16 protein-coding genes are annotated in these 17,791 nt (G+C 39.7%); 2 read left to right on the plus strand and 14 right to left on the minus strand.

Going from position 1 to position 17,791, the window contains the following annotated elements; translation table 11 throughout:
* Window positions 1-4 precede the first annotated feature (4 nt).
* The 8 genes from comA to OCF95_RS07440 all read right to left on the minus strand — a co-directional run bounded on the left by comA (window position 5) and on the right by OCF95_RS07440 (window position 9,610).
* Window positions 5-2,158, minus strand: a complete 2,154-nt coding sequence (gene comA / locus OCF95_RS07400; protein WP_125455127.1) for a peptide cleavage/export ABC transporter ComA — start codon at window positions 2,156-2,158, stop codon at window positions 5-7.
* A gap of 850 nt (window positions 2,159-3,008) precedes the next feature.
* Entirely contained in the window at window positions 3,009-3,188 is a 180-nt protein-coding gene (locus OCF95_RS07410; protein WP_261105172.1) for a hypothetical protein, read from the minus strand.
* Window positions 3,189-3,305: 117 nt separating this feature from the next.
* Entirely contained in the window at window positions 3,306-4,037 is a 732-nt protein-coding gene (locus tag OCF95_RS07415) for a response regulator transcription factor (protein ID WP_001221869.1), read from the minus strand.
* Window positions 4,034-5,041, minus strand: coding sequence for a GHKL domain-containing protein (locus OCF95_RS07420; protein ID WP_261105170.1), 1,008 nt, complete (start codon window positions 5,039-5,041; stop codon window positions 4,034-4,036). Before OCF95_RS07420 ends, OCF95_RS07415 begins: the two co-directional genes overlap by 4 nt.
* 323 nt (window positions 5,042-5,364) lie before the next feature.
* Entirely contained in the window at window positions 5,365-5,574 is a 210-nt protein-coding gene (locus OCF95_RS07425) for a response regulator (RefSeq protein WP_004235961.1), read from the minus strand.
* Window positions 5,571-6,434 (minus strand): GHKL domain-containing protein, encoded by an 864-nt coding sequence (locus tag OCF95_RS07430; protein WP_261105171.1) that lies wholly within the window; start codon window positions 6,432-6,434, stop codon window positions 5,571-5,573. Before OCF95_RS07430 ends, OCF95_RS07425 begins: the two co-directional genes overlap by 4 nt.
* A 742-nt stretch (window positions 6,435-7,176) precedes the next feature.
* The gene (locus OCF95_RS07435; RefSeq protein WP_261035425.1) at window positions 7,177-8,340 is read right to left on the minus strand and encodes a PspC-like choline-binding domain-containing protein; all 1,164 of its coding nucleotides are present in this window, start codon (window positions 8,338-8,340) and stop codon (window positions 7,177-7,179) included.
* Between the two features lie 88 nt (window positions 8,341-8,428).
* Window positions 8,429-9,610: an N-acetylmuramoyl-L-alanine amidase family protein gene (locus OCF95_RS07440; protein WP_261035426.1), complete on the minus strand. Its 1,182-nt coding sequence runs from the start codon at window positions 9,608-9,610 to the stop codon at window positions 8,429-8,431.
* Window positions 9,611-9,807: 197 nt separating this feature from the next.
* On the opposite strand from OCF95_RS07440, the gene OCF95_RS07445 reads away from it, so the two are divergent.
* The gene (locus OCF95_RS07445; RefSeq protein ID WP_261035427.1) at window positions 9,808-10,677 is read left to right on the plus strand and encodes a helix-turn-helix domain-containing protein; all 870 of its coding nucleotides are present in this window, start codon (window positions 9,808-9,810) and stop codon (window positions 10,675-10,677) included.
* An 87-nt stretch (window positions 10,678-10,764) separates the two neighbouring features.
* Here the strand turns inward: OCF95_RS07445 and OCF95_RS07450 are convergent, their stop codons facing one another.
* The 5 genes from OCF95_RS07450 to OCF95_RS07470 form a co-directional block, all read right to left on the minus strand.
* Window positions 10,765-11,955, minus strand: a complete 1,191-nt coding sequence (locus OCF95_RS07450) for an N-acetylmuramoyl-L-alanine amidase family protein (protein WP_261035428.1) — start codon at window positions 11,953-11,955, stop codon at window positions 10,765-10,767.
* Between the two features lie 557 nt (window positions 11,956-12,512).
* Window positions 12,513-12,746: an acyl carrier protein gene (locus tag OCF95_RS07455; RefSeq protein ID WP_000136445.1), complete on the minus strand. Its 234-nt coding sequence runs from the start codon at window positions 12,744-12,746 to the stop codon at window positions 12,513-12,515.
* A 5-nt stretch (window positions 12,747-12,751) separates the two neighbouring features.
* Complete coding sequence (gene plsX, locus OCF95_RS07460; RefSeq protein WP_020903291.1) at window positions 12,752-13,744, minus strand: phosphate acyltransferase PlsX; 993 nt, start codon at window positions 13,742-13,744, stop codon at window positions 12,752-12,754.
* Complete coding sequence (gene recO / locus OCF95_RS07465; protein WP_000616135.1) at window positions 13,741-14,511, minus strand: DNA repair protein RecO; 771 nt, start codon at window positions 14,509-14,511, stop codon at window positions 13,741-13,743. Before recO ends, plsX begins: the two co-directional genes overlap by 4 nt.
* Entirely contained in the window at window positions 14,508-15,677 is a 1,170-nt protein-coding gene (locus OCF95_RS07470) for a pyridoxal phosphate-dependent aminotransferase (RefSeq protein WP_004257696.1), read from the minus strand. The genes recO and OCF95_RS07470 overlap by 4 nt, the downstream gene beginning before the upstream one ends.
* 479 nt (window positions 15,678-16,156) lie before the next feature.
* Between OCF95_RS07470 and OCF95_RS07475 the strand changes: the two genes are divergently transcribed.
* A complete protein-coding gene (locus OCF95_RS07475; RefSeq protein WP_020903290.1) occupies window positions 16,157-17,167 on the plus strand; it encodes a YeiH family protein in 1,011 nt (336 codons plus the stop codon).
* A 181-nt stretch (window positions 17,168-17,348) separates the two neighbouring features.
* Here OCF95_RS07475 and OCF95_RS07480 read toward each other — a convergent pair whose 3' ends face one another.
* On the minus strand, window positions 17,349-17,786 hold the full coding sequence (locus OCF95_RS07480) for a CoA-binding protein (RefSeq protein WP_000076488.1): 438 nt from the start codon (window positions 17,784-17,786) through the stop codon (window positions 17,349-17,351).
* Window positions 17,787-17,791 lie beyond the last annotated feature (5 nt).

The following is a 17,791-nucleotide window of genomic DNA, read 5'->3' on the forward strand; positions in this document are numbered from 1 at the left end:
CTTTCTAGCTATTCACCAAATGGGCGTAAAATCCACCCTGTGCAAGCAAATCAGCATGCTTTCCTTCTTCAACAATCTTGCCCTGATCCAAGACAACAACCTTCTCTGTCCGCTCAGCAATGGTCAAACGGTGAGCGATGAAAATCAAGGTCTTGTCTAAAGCCATGAGATTATCGACAATTCGCTTCTCTGTCAAAATATCCAAACTGCTGGTCGCCTCATCCAAAATCAAGACCGGCGCATCTGTCAAGAGAGCACGCGCCAGAGCAATTCTCTGACGTTGACCACCTGAGATTCCTGCCCCATCCGAAGTCAATTCTGTTTGGTAATTCAGTGGCATGCGCTCAATATCCTCCCGAATCTCTGCCAATTCAACCGCCCGTAAGATATCCTCTTGAGTCGTCCCTTCCTTGGCTCCAAGGAGAAGATTCTCCAAAATCGTTCCGTTAAAGACATAGGGCTGTTGAGGCAGATAGTTGATATACTGGCGCAGAGCTTTTTTATCAATCTGATTGAGATTGACACCACCCAGACTAATCTCTCCCTGACTTGGATCATAAAAATTAACCATCATCTTGGCCAATGTCGTCTTACCTGACCCTGAAATTCCCACAAAAGCCACCTTAGAGCCTTGGGGAATGGTCAAATTGATATCTGACAAGACATCTCGACCATAGCCATACTTGTAGGAAACCTGCTTGAAAGTCATCTCTCCCTTCATCAAACTCAAATCCTCAACTGTTTTCTTCTCCTCAAACTCAGAAGCTACCAGATAAACCTCATTCAGACGGTTATTGGCAACCTGCGCCGTCTGAAGTTTGGTTTGCAGATTGATGATATTTTCCAAAGGATTGGTAAAGTAAACAAGCAAGGTATTATAGGTAATCAACTGCCCCAAACTCATCTTGCCATCCATGACCAGAACAGCTCCCATCCAGAGAATGCCGACATTGAGCAAGAGATGGGCAACTTTTTTCAGAGCCTTTTGCTGACTCTCTGCCCGACTATAGGTAAAGGATTTCTTCAGATAATCCACAAATTCCTTGTCAATTTTTTGGTAACGCTGACTTTCACTGGTCAAGGACTTGATAGTCTCAATACCGTTGATGTCCTCAATGATAGAAGAAGATAAAACCGCATTGGCTTCCATGGTATCCCGATTCATCTTTTCAAACGGCTTCATAAAGGCAAAGATAATCACTGTGTAGATAGGAAGTGCCAATAAGGTCATGAAAAAGAGATTGGTATTTTGTGAAAATAAAACAAGAGAAATAATGACAACCGTTGACACATCTAGGAAAATCGAAAGAATGGTCGAAGCCAGCGCATCAATGATACTGTTGGCATCTGTAAAACGAGACACGATTTCCCCTGTCCGACGTGTCGCAAAAAAGGACATAGGTAGGTGAAAAACATGCTTGATATAGGATAAAATCACGTCAATCGACAAGCGTTGCCCCAAAACAAGTAAGAGATACTCCTGAGCGTAAGACAAGACCTGCTGGAGAATATAGACGATAACCAGCCCAATAGAAATGATCCCCAGCGTCGAACGCATCTGATCTGGCACATAGGTATCAATGATAGACTGCAGATAATAAGAACCCACAATATTAATCAAGGTTACCAAGAGTGTTGCCAAAACGATATTAGCAATCAAGCCACGCTGCTTCACTAATATAGGGATAAAAGAGAGCAGACCATTCTTTTGATCCTTATGAGGCTTGTAGTCTGGACTAGGTGCCATAAAAAGAGTCACTCCTGTCCATTCTTCCGCAAAACGCTCACGTGGCAGTTTGGTCAATTTCACCCCAGGATCCGGATCAGCAATATGAATGCTATCCTTATCCTGCCCAGTCACCACATAGTAGTGGAGCAATTTCCCTTCCTTAAGCACATGAGCAACAAAAGGAAAGGTCAAATCTGGCAAGTCAAAAAGCGTCATATCCGCCTTAATGGCTCGCGTCTCAAAACCAATCTCCTCTGCCACCTTGACCAAGCCCAAAGCCGTCGTCCCATCCATGGTCGTCTTGGCCAATTCTCGTAAGTGTGCCAAAGAATAATAACTACCATAGTAGCCAAAAACCATAGCCAATGAAGTTACACCGCAGTCCATCTGATCCACCTGCGGACGATAGTGACGTTTCCCAAATTTCATATTCATCTCCTTTTTCCTAATACTCAATGAAAATCAAAGAGCAAACTAGGAAACTAGCCGCAGGCTGCTCAAAACACTGTTTTGAGGTTGTAGATAGGACTGACGAAGTCAGTCACATATATACGGCAAGGCAACGTTGACGTGGTTTGAATTTGATTTTCGAAGAGTATAAACTCATCTGATAATAACTATCTTACCCCAATCCCCAAACAAAAACTGGACTTCCTCCCCAAATGCGCCTATCTCCCTCCCAACTGCACTTTTCGGATAAAAAAATAGGCAGAACAAACGTCCTACCTACTAAAAATATGGTATGAAAGGAAATTGATGTTTTACTGTCACCCTAGGCAAGCTTGGAACAAATAAATCATTGATAGTAACATTTATGACATCCTATTTATTACTTCAATTACTAATGTCCCTGCTATTTCTAAGCCACCTCTGGTACGATCTATTCATGGTCAGAATAGATAACACCGTTCTAAATTACGATTCATAGTTACTCCTTTTTTTGATTCGTTACTATAAGACACCTATTCCCTATAGAACGTCTACTGCTTCAAATTTACCTATTCTTTTTTTGTTTACTTCTATATAAAAGAATGAATACCATCATAAATAATGCAATCGTGGGTATATTAAGATTATCAAACCAAGTAGGTAAAGATACTTTATTCATATCAGCTACTAATCTGATGATTATATAGGACATCGAACTAAGTAATACCATTATTTCAGGCCAAACTTTCAATACTGATTTAACGAATTTCATATTAAACTCCAATGCGATGCATTCTTAGATTCTAGCCTAGCTATTTTCAGCGCAGACTAACAAGTCATTCTTAACTGTTTACTCTACTCGCTTTTTATTGACCTTATATCCTAGATAAAAGAGCCCAAATAAAACGGGGTAAATTTCTGGATAAAATAGGGTATTGATCGGATTTCTCAAAATCAAATACGTTGCGATGTAGATTATGAGCGATACGGTAAAATAACCCTCAGCAAAAGCTAATAAAAATGTTTTAATAGCAAACTCCTTTCTTTTTCCTCTTACTTATCTATTCGAAAAAGAAATCAAAAAAATAAGAATATCAGAAATTTTTCCGACATTCTTATTGATAAACTCATCCAAGTCTAACAGATATTAGACATTGAGATGTTTTTTTAGGGTTCTTCTGGCTGTTCGTGATACGGGGAAATGCAAGCCTTCTAACAAGGTCACTTCTGTGGCAGTCATCTCTTCAATTGCCTGTAAACTGACTAAAGTATTGCGATTGGCATAGACAAAGTAATCTTTTTCAGCCTTGGCAGCGATATCCTTGAGACTGCCATAAATGGTCTTGATAGAGTGATTGGCATAATAGACCTTGATACGGTGGGATTCCACTGAGGTTTCAAAGGCTAAAATCTCATGGTAGGGCAGAGTAAAGCCCCGTCTTCCCTCAAAACTATAGGTGAAGAGACGCATATTTTCCCTCTTGTCCACTGCCAGTACATAGTCCAGACAGCGCTCCAGCTGATGACGGTAATCTTCCTCTGGTTGATCCTTAGAAATAAAATCCAAGGCAGACAAGTGATAGCGAAAAGCTAGAGGCAAGGCCTCCGAGTGCGTGGACACAAAGACAATGCTTGTAAAAGGATCCCGCTCCCGAACCTGTTGAGCAACCTGAAAACCCCGTTCACGCTCTCCATCAATCTCTAAATCTAATAAATAGAGCTGATAATGATCAAAATACTGAGAATACTTTTCAACATCCCCATAGTTTTTGGCAATATCAATTTCCAATCTTAAATTGCGAGAGCGACCGATATCCAGCAAAGTCTGCTCTATCCGTCCTTGCTGGACTCTATCGTCTTCCAAAACTAAAATTCTCATTCCTCTCCCCCTCGTTTCTCATCCTTAAATGGCAATTCTAAATCTTGTCTAAAGGTCGTTTCTCCTAGCTGGGTATCTAAGTTCAAATCATAATGAAAAACCATATCCTCCAAGGTTGCTAAGCCCAGTCCACTATGGTTACCCTTGGTAGAGTAACCCTTTTGACTGAGAATGCTGGGATTCAGTTCTTCTTTCTTACGAGTGTTTTCAATGATAAAACGGACACTCCTATCACCTGCCAACAAAGCAACCCGAATCTGCGGATTTTCCGCCTCATTCGCTGCTTCTAAAGCATTTGTCGTGAGGATAGAAAGGATACGGATAGCCTCCAACATAGGTAATGCCAGCTCTTCTACGACCCCCACCGTCTCCAAACTAAAATGAATTCCCTGATTATCTGCCACAATCATGGCTTTTGCCAAGGTATTGCGAATAGCTATATCATGGATATTATGAAGATTAAAGGCTGTGTAATCCGCCTTTCTCAGCTTTTCATTGGTCTTTAGAAAGACATCTTGATAAATGGTAGACACCTCAGCCATATCTTGATTAGCTATAGCAGGCTCCATACTAGCGACAATTCCTGCAAAATCATGACGAAAACCTCGAACCTCATCATAGAGATGACCCAGCTTGTCCACCATCCCTTGCAAGGAACGATTTTCATCTTCCTGTCTCTGAATGGTCTGCTCATCACGATAAACCTGCTCCAAATGCTTAATGTAAAAGAGCCAAGAGAAAAAGAGAATGAAAATCAGGAGAGAAATGGTCGTATCAAAACGAACGTAGAAAGAACTATTTCTATTGGTCATAAACGAAGAGAATATCCTAAATCCAGTCAGAGGTAGGATAATGAAAAAACTCTTACGATAGTGGGTTTTGAAAGCATCTGAAAAGAATAAATCCAAATCTAAAGACCAACGTTTCATCATAACTACTGTTAGTACGATAGCTAATAGGGAAAAAGAAGAGTTAACAATCCCATTTCCTACTTCCGATAGCATATCTATATCTAACATCCGAATATAGAACAATACCAATAAATAGCGAATACTCTGATAAAAACTAAAAAGATAGAGCGAAAGAAATAAAGACTCCCCCTTTTTCTTCCCTTTCATATAGAAAATAAGGTAAAAAAAGATTAAAACTTCCAAATACATGATTTCAAAAAAAGTTTTACCAGCTATTGCTTGCATCATTAGTAAATAGACTATGTATCTCTTTTTACGAAATTCCGGTGTAATTTGGCAACCTAGATAGATTGGAGGAACTATAATGGAGACTATCAACAATAAAGCAAATAGAGTTTCCTTAATAAAAGTCAAAATCATACTATCCAATCACGCTCTCCATCAATCTCTAAATCCAATAAATAGAGCTGATAATGATCAAAATACTGAGAATACTTTTCAACGTCACCATAGTTTTTGGCAATATCAATTTCCAATCTTAAATTGCGAGAGCGACCGATATCCAGCAAAGTCTGCTCTATCCGTCCTTGCTGGACTCTATCGTCTTCCAAAACTAAAATTCTCATTCCTCTCCCCCTCGTTTCTCATCCTTAAATGGCAATTCTAAATCTTGTCTAAAGGTCGTTTCTCCTAGCTGGGTATCTAAGTTCAAATCATAATGAAAAACCATATCCTCCAAGGTTGCTAAGCCCAGTCCACTATGGTTACCCTTGGTAGAGTAACCCTTTTGACTGAGAATGCTGGGATTCAGTTCTTCTTTCTTACGAGTGTTTTCAATGATAAAACGGACACTCCTATCACCTGCCAACAAAGCAACCCGAATCTGCGGATTTTCCGCCTCATTCGCTGCTTCTAAAGCATTTGTCGTGAGGATAGAAAGGATACGGATAGCCTCCAACATAGGTAATGCCAGCTCTTCTACGACCCCCACCGTCTCCAAACTAAAATGAATTCCCTGATTATCTGCCACAATCATGGCTTTTGCCAAGGTATTGCGAATAGCTATATCATGGATATTATGAAGATTAAAGGCTGTGTAATCCGCCTTTCTCAGCTTTTCATTGGTCTTTAGAAAGACATCTTGATAAATGGTAGACACCTCAGCCATATCTTGATTAGCTATAGCAGGCTCCATACTAGCGACAATTCCTGCAAAATCATGACGAAAACCTCGAACCTCATCATAGAGATGACCCAACTTATCCACCATCCCTTGCAAGGAACGATTTTCATCTTCCTGTCTCTGAATGGTCTGCTCATCACGATAAACCTGCTCTAAATGCTTGATGTAAAAGAGCCAAGAGAAAAAGAGAATGAAAATCAAGAGAGAAATGGTCGTGTCAAAACGAACGTAGAAAGGATTACATCCCCCAGACATAATGGATGAAAAAAGTCTGAAACCAAACAATAAGGATAAAATCCACATACTTTTCATCACTAACGATTGAAATTTATCTAAAAATAATATATTGAAATCAATTCCCCATCGTCTTAAAATGACAACAGACAAAAACAACGAAATCAAACTAAATACAGAATTAAATCCACTATGCAAAAAATCAGATAGTTCAGAGTAGTCAAATATCAATCGTATTATAAATGTCAAAATCAAATATCGAATACTTTGATAAAACACAAATAGATAAAGGGCAAGAAATAGAGCTTCCTTCTTCTTTTTCTTTAACACAATCCAAAATATTATATAAAAGAATAATAAATTAGCAACATGCGAGAAACTCGGAAAAACGAAGATAGCAAATAGCTGAAAAACTACCAAAAGAAATATAGAACGTTTGTCATAAAATGCTTTAGAGAGTTGACTACCTAGATAAATCGGAGGAACTAAAATATTGATTAAAATCAATATAAACACTAAAAATTCAAGTAATATAATCATAAATCCGTTTAATTAACCCATTAGTAGCAAAACACTAGCTTTGCTTTGGGAATAGATATCACCAACTGTAAATATCTTCAAATTGTTCCAATTCTACAAATGTATTTTTCATTTTCATGACAAACTCCTTTTCATAATTTTATATCCTCTCTATCCCCTTATAAATCCACAAAAGGCTTTAGTTTCTTTTAAAATACAAGAAATCTAAAGCCTCTTGAAAATGATTTGCACGTTTTATTTTTTATATTCGTTGTGAAGATTGCTTATCTATTTATTTTACCACAAGAACCTTGTAATATTCATACTTATTTGGCTGTGTAATCTTAATTTTTTGACCATAGAAACCATCGATTTCTTTGTCAAAATAATCTGAAAATCTTGATGGCAAGCGTTTCATCTTAAGAACCTCACCAGATTGGTCTGCATATACAAGTAAGTGATGGAGGGTTGTAGCCATACCATCATCAATCAGTACAAAGTAACCTGTTTTGAGCTTACTTTGTCCATTATCTAAATAGTATAGTTTATTGTTATTGATTGTGAAGTTATCAAATCGAAGTCGTACACCTGGGTCTTCTAGATAAAGATCATTGCCAACTTTTTTGATTTCTGATCTAGTTGTCATCTCTGGAAGTGGTAATACTCTACGACCATCTGCTCCAAAGTAATATCGACCTGGTAGATTTTGGAAATTACGAATGACAGCTTTAGGATCAATTTCTTGTCCTTCTTCTTTATTATCTACTAAAGCTAAGGTTGTATTTGCAACCTCATCCCCATATTTGTCGGAAAACTTCTTGAACTCAGGTTTGATGTACCAAGTGTTTTTTTCAATAATAACATCGTTACCTTTAGCATTTAGCAAATATTCTTGCCCATCTCCAAGTTTGACAATATCATGAATATTGTATCCAGAATCTTTTCTATTTGCTAGATAACCATCCTTACCAATGACATAACTTTCCCCATCACTGGCTGGGACAGCTCTATCTGCGACCATAGCACCTGAATTTTCAAAGTAAGACCATTGATTATTTGCAATAGCCCATCCTGTTGCCATAGCGCCACTGCCTTTGAGGTAATACCATGTAGACCCTTCTTTGTACCAACCTGTACGCATAGCCCCACTATTTGCGAGTGAGTACCATGTATTGCCTTCCTTGTACCAGCCAGTACGCATGGCGCCACTATCTGCGAGCGAATACCAAGTGTTACCGTCTTTGAGCCAGCCTGTCTGCATTTTACCAGTGCTGTCGAAGTGGTACCAAGAGCCAGCATTTTGTACCCATTTGTTTTTAGCGAGACTGCCATCTTGTGAAAGATTCCAGTCAGCACCATTTTTAACCCAAGTATCTGCAGCCTGTGCCTGATTGATTGACAATAGTAGGCCAGCACCTGCAAGCAGACCAAATGTGAGTAGTTTAGATTTTTTCATAGCCATTTCCTCCTATTCTATAGTGAAATGAACATGACTTCCTAGTAAACGAAGCTGTTCGCTTTTTCATTTTACTATGTGAAATAGTTTATTTAACAACAGAAACATTTCCTGTCTTACTATCGATTTTAACAGTTTGACCGTAGAAACCGTCAATTTCTTTATTAAGATAATCTGAAATTCCTGTTGGCAATCGTTTCATTTTAAGAATTTCACCAGATTGGTCTGCATAAACAAGAATATGATAGTGATGATAGCTTGGTCTATCATCAATCAATGCAAAATAACCTGTTTTGAGTTTGCCATTAGCACCATCTAAATGGTATAGTTTATTATTATTGATTGTGAAGCTGGTAGCTCCAAGAAGAAGTCGTGCACCCGGATTTTCTAGATAGACATCATTTCCAACTTTTTTAATCTCTGAATAGGTGGTCATTTCTGGTAAATTTGTTACGCGACGACCATCTGCCCCAAAGTAATACCTGTTTGGTAAATTTTGAAAGTTTTTCACGACAGCTTTAGGATTAATTTCTTGTCCTTCTTCCGTATTATCTACTAAAGCCAACATCGTATTGGAAACTTTATCTCCATATTTATCAGAAAACTTCTTAAATTCAGGTTTTATGTACCAAGCATTTTTTTCAACAATGACTCCATCTTTTCTAGGAATAAGATGATAATCATACCCATCAGACAAAGTAACAATATTGGTGATAATTGTATCATCCGCTTGAGATTGTTCAACCTGACTTGGGAGTTTGGTTAACAGATATCCATCCTTACCAATGACATAACTTTCCCCATCACTGGCTGGAACAGCTCTGTCTGCGACCATTGCACCTGATTTTTCAAAGTAAGACCATTGACCATTTGCAGTCGCCCATCCTGTTGCCATAGCACCACTGTCTTTGAGGTAGTACCAAGTAGACCCTTCTTTGTACCAACCTGTACGCATAGCACCACTATTTGCGAGTGAGTACCATGTGTTACCATCCTTGTACCAACCTGTGCGCATAGCACCACTATCTGCTAGTGAATACCATGTATTTCCGTCTTTGAACCAGCCTGTCTGCATTTTACCAGAACCGTCAAAGTGGTACCAAGAGCCAGCATTTTGCACCCATTTGTTTTTAGCGAGACTGCCATCTTGAGAAAGATTCCAGTCAGCGCCATTTTTAACCCAAGTATCTGCAGCTTGTGCTTGGTTGATAGACAAAAGTAGACCAGCACCTGCAAGCAAACCAAGAGTGAGTAGTTTAGATTTTTTCATAGCCATTTCCTCCTTTATTGAATAGTTATAAAAAGATATTTTTCCATCATAAACATTCTACATAACTCCTAATAATCCTTAAGAGTCAACCAACACCTTCTTTCTATCATCATTGCCCACCCCACACCTTTATGATATACTAAATATAAATATTTTCCTAAAACTTCTACTTTTGGAACATTTTTGGAGGCAAAAATATGCGGTGGGATATTGGTTCAGTTTATAAATACATTCGTAAGTCAAAAGGGATTACACAAAATGAGGTCTGTGGTGACTACATTACTCATTCTAACTTATCTAAGTTTGAAAATAATCATTCTACTCCTAGGTATGATACTATGGAGTTACTTTTGAGGCAAATTGATATGAGTTTCGATGAATTTCATTATATTTGTCAACATTACCAAATGGATTCTCGTAAGAAATTATTTTCAGAATATTATCAAGTCATTTCTTCACCTAATCTAGAAGAAATGAAGACACTGCTATCAAAATGTCAAATTTATCTAGATGAAGTGCAGAATGATATCCCAATAGAACATGCTGTGAAAGAACTAACCATTTTTATAGAAGTGATTGAAAATCAGTTTTCCGATAAAGCTCAAGTCTTGGCTGAGGAGTTATGGAAAGAATTGGAAAAAAGAGATCAGTGGTTCCTCTCAGATTTACGATTGCTAGTGATGATCATTTTCCATTTCCCTATTGATTCACTAGAAATGCTACGTCAAAGACTTGTAAAATCTCTAAATAAATACACAGATTATCGTCCGATTCAAAGTATTCATTACTCCATTCTAGCCAATATGACACGAATGTACCTTGAAGCAGGGAAGAAAGATGACTGTCTATGCTTAATTCAAGAATGCCTTGATTTAGCAAAAATATTGAAACGATACGATTTATTAGGTGTAGCTCAAGTACGTCTGGGAATTGTTAATGAAGATCATACTATGATTAATAAAGGATTATCCTTACTCGAATCAACAGATGAAAGTCGATTACTAGAAGAAATGAAAAGAGAGGTTCGTGATTATTATCAAGCAGATTTTTTTGAAACAGAGGGCTAATAGTAACTATTACTTTATGAATAAAAGCGAACATGACTTCCTAGTATACAAAGCTGTTCGCTTTTTCGTTTTACTATGTGAAATAGTTTATTTCACAACAGAAACATTTCCTGTTGAACTGTCGTATCGAACAGTTTCTCCATAAAAACCGGAAATTCCTTTTTCAATATAATCACGGAAATCATTAGGCAAAACTTTCATCTTCACGATTTCACCAGATTCATCTGCATAGCCCAAAATATGGTGATCTTTAGATAATAATCCGTCCATAAACATTGTAAAATATCCAGTTACAAGTTTACCATTATCATCATTGGCACCTCTTAGATAAAGTTTATTGTCATTAATTGTCAATCCAGATGAATCTAGACTAATAACTGGACTTGAGTTTTTAAGATAAAGTTCAGACCCAACTTTTTGAATAGGGAAGTGAGTAGTGAATTCTGGTAGATTCGCAACCTTACGTCCATCTGCTCCAAAGTAATACTTATTTGGTAAGTTTTGGAAATTCTTTATGACAGCTTTAGGATCAATTTCTTCCCCTGGTTTTTTATTATCAGTAATTGCATCTAAAGTATTTCGTTTTATATCGCCAATCTTTTGATAAGAAAAACGTTCAACAATAGGTTTGATATACCAGGCATTCTTTTCGATAACAACTCCATCTTTCTTATGAACAAGGTGATAGTCATAACCATCAGACAAAGTAACGATATCTGTAATAACTGTATCATCAAAAGGATCTTGTTCAACCTGACTTGGGAGTTTGGTTAACAGATATCCATCCTTACCAATGACATAACTTTCCCCATCGCTTGCTGGAACAGCTCTATCTGCTACCATAGCACCTGATTTTTCAAAGTAAGACCATTGACCATTTGCAGTCGCCCATCCTGTTGCCATAGCGCCACTGCCTTTGAGGTAATACCATGTAGACCCTTCTTTGTACCAACCTGTGCGCATAGCACCACTATTTGCGAGTGAGTACCAGGTGTTACCTTCCTTGTACCAGCCTGTGCGCATAGCACCACTATCTGCTAGTGAATACCAGGTGTTACCATCTTTGAGCCAGCCTGTCTGCATTTTACCAGAACCGTCAAAATGGTACCAAGAGCCAGCATTTTGCACCCATTTGTTTTTAGCGAGGCTGCCATCTTGAGAAAGATTCCAGTCAGCACCATTTTTAACCCAAGTATCTGCAGCCTGTGCTTGATTGATAGACAATAGTAGACCAGCACCTGCAAGCAAACCAAGAGTGAGTAGTTTAGATTTTTTCATAGCCATTTCCTCCTAAAATAGATAAATCCAAAGTAAGAAAATCAAATAGAAACGAAGGCAAAATAGATGTCAGGTTCATGAACCTGAACCATAAGACCTCCTAACATTTCCAAGAACATAAGATAGAGACTAGTTTATCAAAAGTACATAGCCATCACCTTCCCCCAACTATAAAATAAATCCTTTTTTATATCTACATTATAGTCCTGTAAAAAAGGAAAGTCAATTAAAATTGTGACTATATTAACAATTTCATTCTAGCAGAAACTCATTGATATTTTCATTTGATCTTTATTTCTTATTTCCTTTTTGGAGATTGATTTTTCTAATTTCATTATATTCCTTATTTCTCCTCAGATTTCTACTGTCCCTAGAAAGACTAAATCTGTTCCTAAACGGTCACTTATACTCAATGAAAATCAAAGAGCAAACTAGGAAGCTAGCCGCAGGCTGTACTTGAGTACGGTAAGGCGACGCTGACGTGGTTTGAAGAGATTTTAGAAGAGTATTAAGCCAAATAAAAAATTCCAAAGCAAGTGCCTTGGAACTTCTTATCTTTATTTTGCTTGAATGATTTTAACCACATCTCCTACACTTTGCAGTTGGTCAATTTCCTCATCGCTGATTTCGATATTAAATTCATCTTCCAGTGTCAAGATAAACTCCATCAAGTCAACTGAGTCAGCATCCAAATCATCTTTCAGACTCAAGGATTCTGTCACGACAAAGTCCTCTCCCTGTCGCTCTTGGATAATGGTCACAATACGGTCAAAAATTTCTTTTTCTGTCATCTCTTTTATTCTCCTGAAAATTCACGCGCAGTCTGGGCAACTACGTCTGTTTCTAGCATGGTACGAATCTGGCGGATTGTACTATAAACAGCCTTGGCATCGCTTGAGCCATGAGTCTTGACAACCGGTGCCTTGACACCAAACAAGACCGCTCCACCAACATCTGAATAGTTGAGCTGTTTTTTCAAACCTCTGAGGCTATCCTTGAGAAGGAGGGCGCCTAGTTTCGCTCGAAGACCTCCACCTGTAATAGCAGTCTTGAGCAAACCCATGATTCCCACGGCTGTTCCTTCAATGGATTTGAGCACAGCGTTTCCCGTGAAACCATCTGCCACAACAACATCCGCAACGCCATTCATCAAATCACGCGCTTCCACGTTTCCGATAAAGTTCAAACTTTCATCAGCTGCTAGTAATTCGTAAGTTTCCTTACGAAGCGGGTCACCCTTGCTACTCTCTGTTCCGTTGTTAAGTAAGCCAACACGTGGTTGCGCAATTCCACGAACATTTTTAGCATAGAAGGAACCTAGAACCGCATATTGATGGAGGTGCTGAGCTGTATTTTCCGCATTAGCACCGAGGTCCAGCATGTCAAACCCCTTCCCATCTACAGTCGGCAAGGTTGACATAAGCCCAGGACGATCGATATTCTTGATACGACCCACGATGAAAAATCCTGCTGCTAGTAAAGCACCTGTATTCCCAGCCGATAGGACAGCATCTGCTTCACCCTCTTTGACAGCCTTAGCTGCCAAGACCATACTGGCATTTTTCTTCTTCCGAATAGCTCTCGTAGGTTCATCGTCTGAATCAATCTTTTCATCCGTATGGATAATGCTGACGCGCTCTGTCGCTGTCAGATATTGCTTGATTTTAGCTTCATCTCCGTAGAGTTGAACCTCGATATCTGAAAAGTCAGCTAGGGCTTGATTGACACCCTCAACGATGGCCTGAGGTGCGTAATCGCCCCCCATGGCATCTACTGCGATTTTTTTCATTTCTTTTCCTCTTTTAGTAATTGTCCCCAGTCTGCTAGGGAATCAATAAATTTCTTTGATTTTAGGTGAATCCCAACGTATTCTTCGTAGAGTTGATCCATAAATTGGCGTAACTCTTGCTTGATTTCAGGCTTGAGCGAAATGGTCTCCAAAGTCTCAAAATCAATGGCTTGAAATTGATTGAGCAGATAAGGGATATTGGGATTGAGATGGCAACGTCTCTCATCCTCATGATAATGCTCTGGACAGAGGCAGGCTCCATATTTGAAAGAAAAATCAAAAGCCTGACCGACCCGATGGCAGAAGACACACTCATTAAAATTGAGGCTAATCCCAAATCGAGTCAAGATTTGGATTTCAAAAATATTGGTCAAAACCTGATAATCCAAACCTGCTTCCATCAACTCCAAAGTCTTTTGCAAAAAAGCAAACAAGGGAGCATCCTGCTGATTATCCTGCAAACTAGCATCTGCAAGAGCCGCCACATAGGTCGCATAGGCCATGACAAAGAGGTCGCTATTAATCTTGGGAAAGGTCATCACCTCATGATAGTCCTCGATATAGCTGAGTCCGTCATCATTGATTCGCAAGAGAAATCGAGCCAACACCAAGGGCTGAATTACTGGCGCTAGTTTGGACTGACCAGCGTGTTTGACGAAAAACATCCGCTTACCAGCCTGCTCTGTAAAAATCTTAACGAGCTTGTCATCCTCACGAAAATTGCGATTGTAGAGCACCAAGCCTTGACTCGTGATAGACTGAATCATGCTTCTCTCATGTACTCCTCAAGTCGTTTCATGGCTTCTTTGATCGTCTCCATGCTGGCTGCATAAGATAGGCGAACATAACCTTCCCCGTAACGCCCAAAGGCTGCACCAGGGATAAAGGCAACAGCCTTCTTCTGAGCAAAATCCTTGAGAAAGGCAAAGGAGTCTTGATTGTATCCCGCTGGAATCTTAGCAAAGATATAGAAGGCACCGTCTGGTTTGATAATCTCAAAACCAAGAGCAGTCATTTTCTCGATAATATAATCTCGACGCTGGATGTATTCCTTCTTCATAGGTTCCGCATCATTTTTACCAGCCGTCAAGGCTTCTACCGCAGCATGTTGAGCCATAGTATTTGCGGCAGTAACCAAGTACTGGTGACTCTTAATCAACTGAGCTGTAAAGGCTGCAGGAGCGAAAATCAGTCCCAAACGCCAACCTGTCATGGCATGTGATTTAGATAGACCATTGATAATAATAGCCTGATCTCTCAACATAGTTCCCAGAGACACATGGGCTTCGCCTGTGTAGGTCAATTCTGAGTAAACCTCATCACAGACAACAAAAATTTCGTACTTGCGTAAAACAGCTGCCAAGGCCTCCAACTGCTCCCGACTGTAGGTAATTCCTGTCGGATTGGCTGGATAGTTGAGAATAACCGCCTTGAGCTTGTCACCCTGCTCCAAAATGGCCTTCTCCAACATTTCAGGAGTCAAGACAAAACCATTTTCAGTTGTGTCAATCTCGACAATCTCTGCCCCAACTAGATTGACAATCGGTTCATAACCTGGATAGGCAGGAGCTGGCAAAAGTACCTTGTCTCCCTCTTCCAAAATAGCCGTCAAAGTAGCAGATAAAGCCTCTGTCGCCCCAATTGTAACCAAGATTTCATTTTCAGGATCATAGTCCAGTTGGTACTTTTCCTTAACAAAGTCACTGGCCGCCTTACGTAGAGTCAGCAGACCACTCATCCCTGTATAGTAGGATTGGTTCTGATCAATCGCTCGCTTGGCCGCCTCCTTGATATGATCTGGCGTTGTAAAATCAGGCTCCCCCAAGGTCAAACGCAAGACCCCAGGAATCTCCGAAATAGCCTGGTCAAATTGACGAATCAACGAAACTTGAATCTTATCTAACTGTTTATTAAAGCGCTTAGTTAAGTCCATAGATACCTCCTACTTTCAAAACGTATCTCTATTATACTACAAAAGCCCCCCGACCGCAAAAATACATGATAGAATAACGCTAGCATGACAAATTGAAGTATGTTAAAATGGATTTGTCGCAACTCCACTAACGAACTTAGTTTGGAGGTGAGTTTTTGCTAATCTTCGTTACAGTTATTCTAGCACCATTACTGATTACTATTACCGGTAATGTCATTTCTGAGTGGATAGTCAGAAAGTGGTTAGATAAGCGCGACAAAAAAATATAACCTGAGTTTAGTTTTAATGTAACTGGACAAAAAGAAATACCAGAGGTGGAGCTCTGGTATTTTTGTTTTTGCCAAGACTTCGTTACAGTTCTTGTAGGATTATTATTACATAATTAGCACTACTTGTCAAATAATTGTTAGCTCCACTTTCTATTTTACTTTTCCTCTCTACAGGTCTATAATGGTAACAGATTCTATTTGGAGGTTTTTATGTCATTTCTATCAAAAAATGGAGCAGGCATCTTGGCCTGCCTTCTCATTTCCATTCTATCTTGGTACTTAGGAGGATTCTTCCCTGTTATTGGCGCGCCCGTTTTTGCCATTTTCATAGGCATGCTCCTACATCCCTTTCTCTCGTCCTATAAACAACTGGATGCTGGGTTGACCTTTAGTTCTAAAAAATTGCTCCAGTATGCCGTTATCTTGCTTGGTTTTGGTCTCAATATCTCGCAAGTCTTCGCAGTTGGGCAATCTTCACTCCCTGTCATCCTGTCCACCATTTCAATAGCCTTGATTGTTGCCTATCTTTTCCAGCGCTTCTTTGCACTGGACACAAAACTGGCTACCTTGATTGGAGTAGGTTCTTCTATCTGTGGGGGCTCTGCCATTGCGGCAACAGCGCCCGTTATCCATGCTAAGGAAAAGGAAGTAGCCCAAGCCATCTCCGTTATCTTTTTCTTCAATGTCTTGGCTGCGCTCATCTTTCCAACCCTCGGCACCTGGCTTCATCTATCCAATGACGGCTTCGCCCTCTTTGCAGGAACTGCAGTCAATGATACTTCCTCTGTAACCGCCACAGCTAGCGCCTGGGATAGTCTCTACCAGACCAATACCCTCGAGTCTGCAACCATTGTTAAACTCACACGTACTTTGGCCATTATCCCTATCACGCTCTTTCTATCCTACTGGCAAAGTCGCCAACAAGAAAACAAGCAAAGCCTACAACTGAAAAAAGTCTTCCCACTTTTTATCCTTTACTTTATCCTTGCCTCTCTCCTCACTACACTACTCACCTCTCTAGGTGTGTCCAGTAGTTTCTTTACCCCTCTCAAACAACTCTCTAAATTCCTTATTGTCATGGCCATGAGTGCTATCGGTCTCAAAACCAATCTGGTCGCTATGGTCAAATCCAGTGGAAAATCCATTCTTCTCGGAGCCATCTGCTGGATTGCCATCATCCTCACTAGTCTTGGTATGCAGACCCTTATCGGTATTTTCTAAACTCTTCGAAAATCTCTCCAAACCACGTCAACGTCGCCTTGCCGTAGGTATGTGACTGACTTCGTCAGTCTTATCTACAACCTCAAAACAGTTTTTTGAGCAACCTGCGGCTAGTTTCCTAGTTTGCTCTTTGATTTTCATTGAGTATAACACAAAAGGTAGCCCATCAGCTACCTTTTTCTTATGCTTCCTCAATCAAGCGTGTATGTTCTCTCTTGATGCAACGATTCATCACGATATCATCACATCCACCAGCACGCAAGATTTCTTCCGCTTCTAGACTTTCAAGTCCTAGCTGTGCCCAAAAAATCTTGGCATCAGCTTTGAGAAAATCACGCGCCACATCAGGCAGAAACTCGCTGCGACGGTAAACATTGACAATATCTACAGGAAAAGGAATCTCAGCTAGACTAGCATAAGCCTTTTCACCCAAGATTTCGCCACCTGCCACCTTGGGATTGACTGGAATGATTTTATAACCCCGAGCCTGCATTTCCTTGGTCACTCGATTGCTCGTTGTTTCCTCACGGTCAGACAAGCCCACCACAGCAAGGGTTTTACTCGTTGCGAGATACTGACGAATCACGCCATCACTTGGATTGATAAATTCTTGACTCATAGAAA

The sequence above is a fragment of the Streptococcus mitis genome, assembly GCF_946188615.1.
In the GTDB taxonomy this organism is placed as follows: Bacteria; Bacillota; Bacilli; order Lactobacillales; family Streptococcaceae; genus Streptococcus; species Streptococcus mitis_BZ.

Bases quoted from the DNA above. Each gene is read 5' to 3' on its own strand.
- comA (WP_125455127.1), bottom strand. From the start codon at position 2,158: ATGAAATTTGGGAAACGTCACTATCGTCCGCAGGTGGATCAGATGGAC.
- OCF95_RS07420 (WP_261105170.1), bottom strand. From the start codon at position 5,041: ATGCTATCGGAAGTAGGAAATGGGATTGTTAACTCTTCTTTTTCCCTA.
- OCF95_RS07415 (WP_001221869.1), bottom strand. From the start codon at position 4,037: ATGAGAATTTTAGTTTTGGAAGACGATAGAGTCCAGCAAGGACGGATA.
- plsX (WP_020903291.1), bottom strand. From the start codon at position 13,744: ATGAAAAAAATCGCAGTAGATGCCATGGGGGGCGATTACGCACCTCAG.
- OCF95_RS07450 (WP_261035428.1), bottom strand. From the start codon at position 11,955: ATGAAAAAATCTAAACTACTCACTCTTGGTTTGCTTGCAGGTGCTGGT.
- OCF95_RS07475 (WP_020903290.1), top strand. From the start codon at position 16,157: ATGTCATTTCTATCAAAAAATGGAGCAGGCATCTTGGCCTGCCTTCTC.
- recO (WP_000616135.1), bottom strand. From the start codon at position 14,511: ATGATTCAGTCTATCACGAGTCAAGGCTTGGTGCTCTACAATCGCAAT.
- OCF95_RS07455 (WP_000136445.1), bottom strand. From the start codon at position 12,746: ATGACAGAAAAAGAAATTTTTGACCGTATTGTGACCATTATCCAAGAG.
- OCF95_RS07440 (WP_261035426.1), bottom strand. From the start codon at position 9,610: ATGAAAAAATCTAAACTACTCACTCTTGGTTTGCTTGCAGGTGCTGGT.
- OCF95_RS07435 (WP_261035425.1), bottom strand. From the start codon at position 8,340: ATGAAAAAATCTAAACTACTCACATTTGGTCTGCTTGCAGGTGCTGGC.
- OCF95_RS07430 (WP_261105171.1), bottom strand. From the start codon at position 6,434: ATGTGGATTTTATCCTTATTGTTTGGTTTCAGACTTTTTTCATCCATT.
- OCF95_RS07480 (WP_000076488.1), bottom strand. From the start codon at position 17,786: ATGAGTCAAGAATTTATCAATCCAAGTGATGGCGTGATTCGTCAGTAT.
- OCF95_RS07470 (WP_004257696.1), bottom strand. From the start codon at position 15,677: ATGGACTTAACTAAGCGCTTTAATAAACAGTTAGATAAGATTCAAGTT.
- OCF95_RS07425 (WP_004235961.1), bottom strand. From the start codon at position 5,574: ATGAGAATTTTAGTTTTGGAAGACGATAGAGTCCAGCAAGGACGGATA.
- OCF95_RS07445 (WP_261035427.1), top strand. From the start codon at position 9,808: ATGCGGTGGGATATTGGTTCAGTTTATAAATACATTCGTAAGTCAAAA.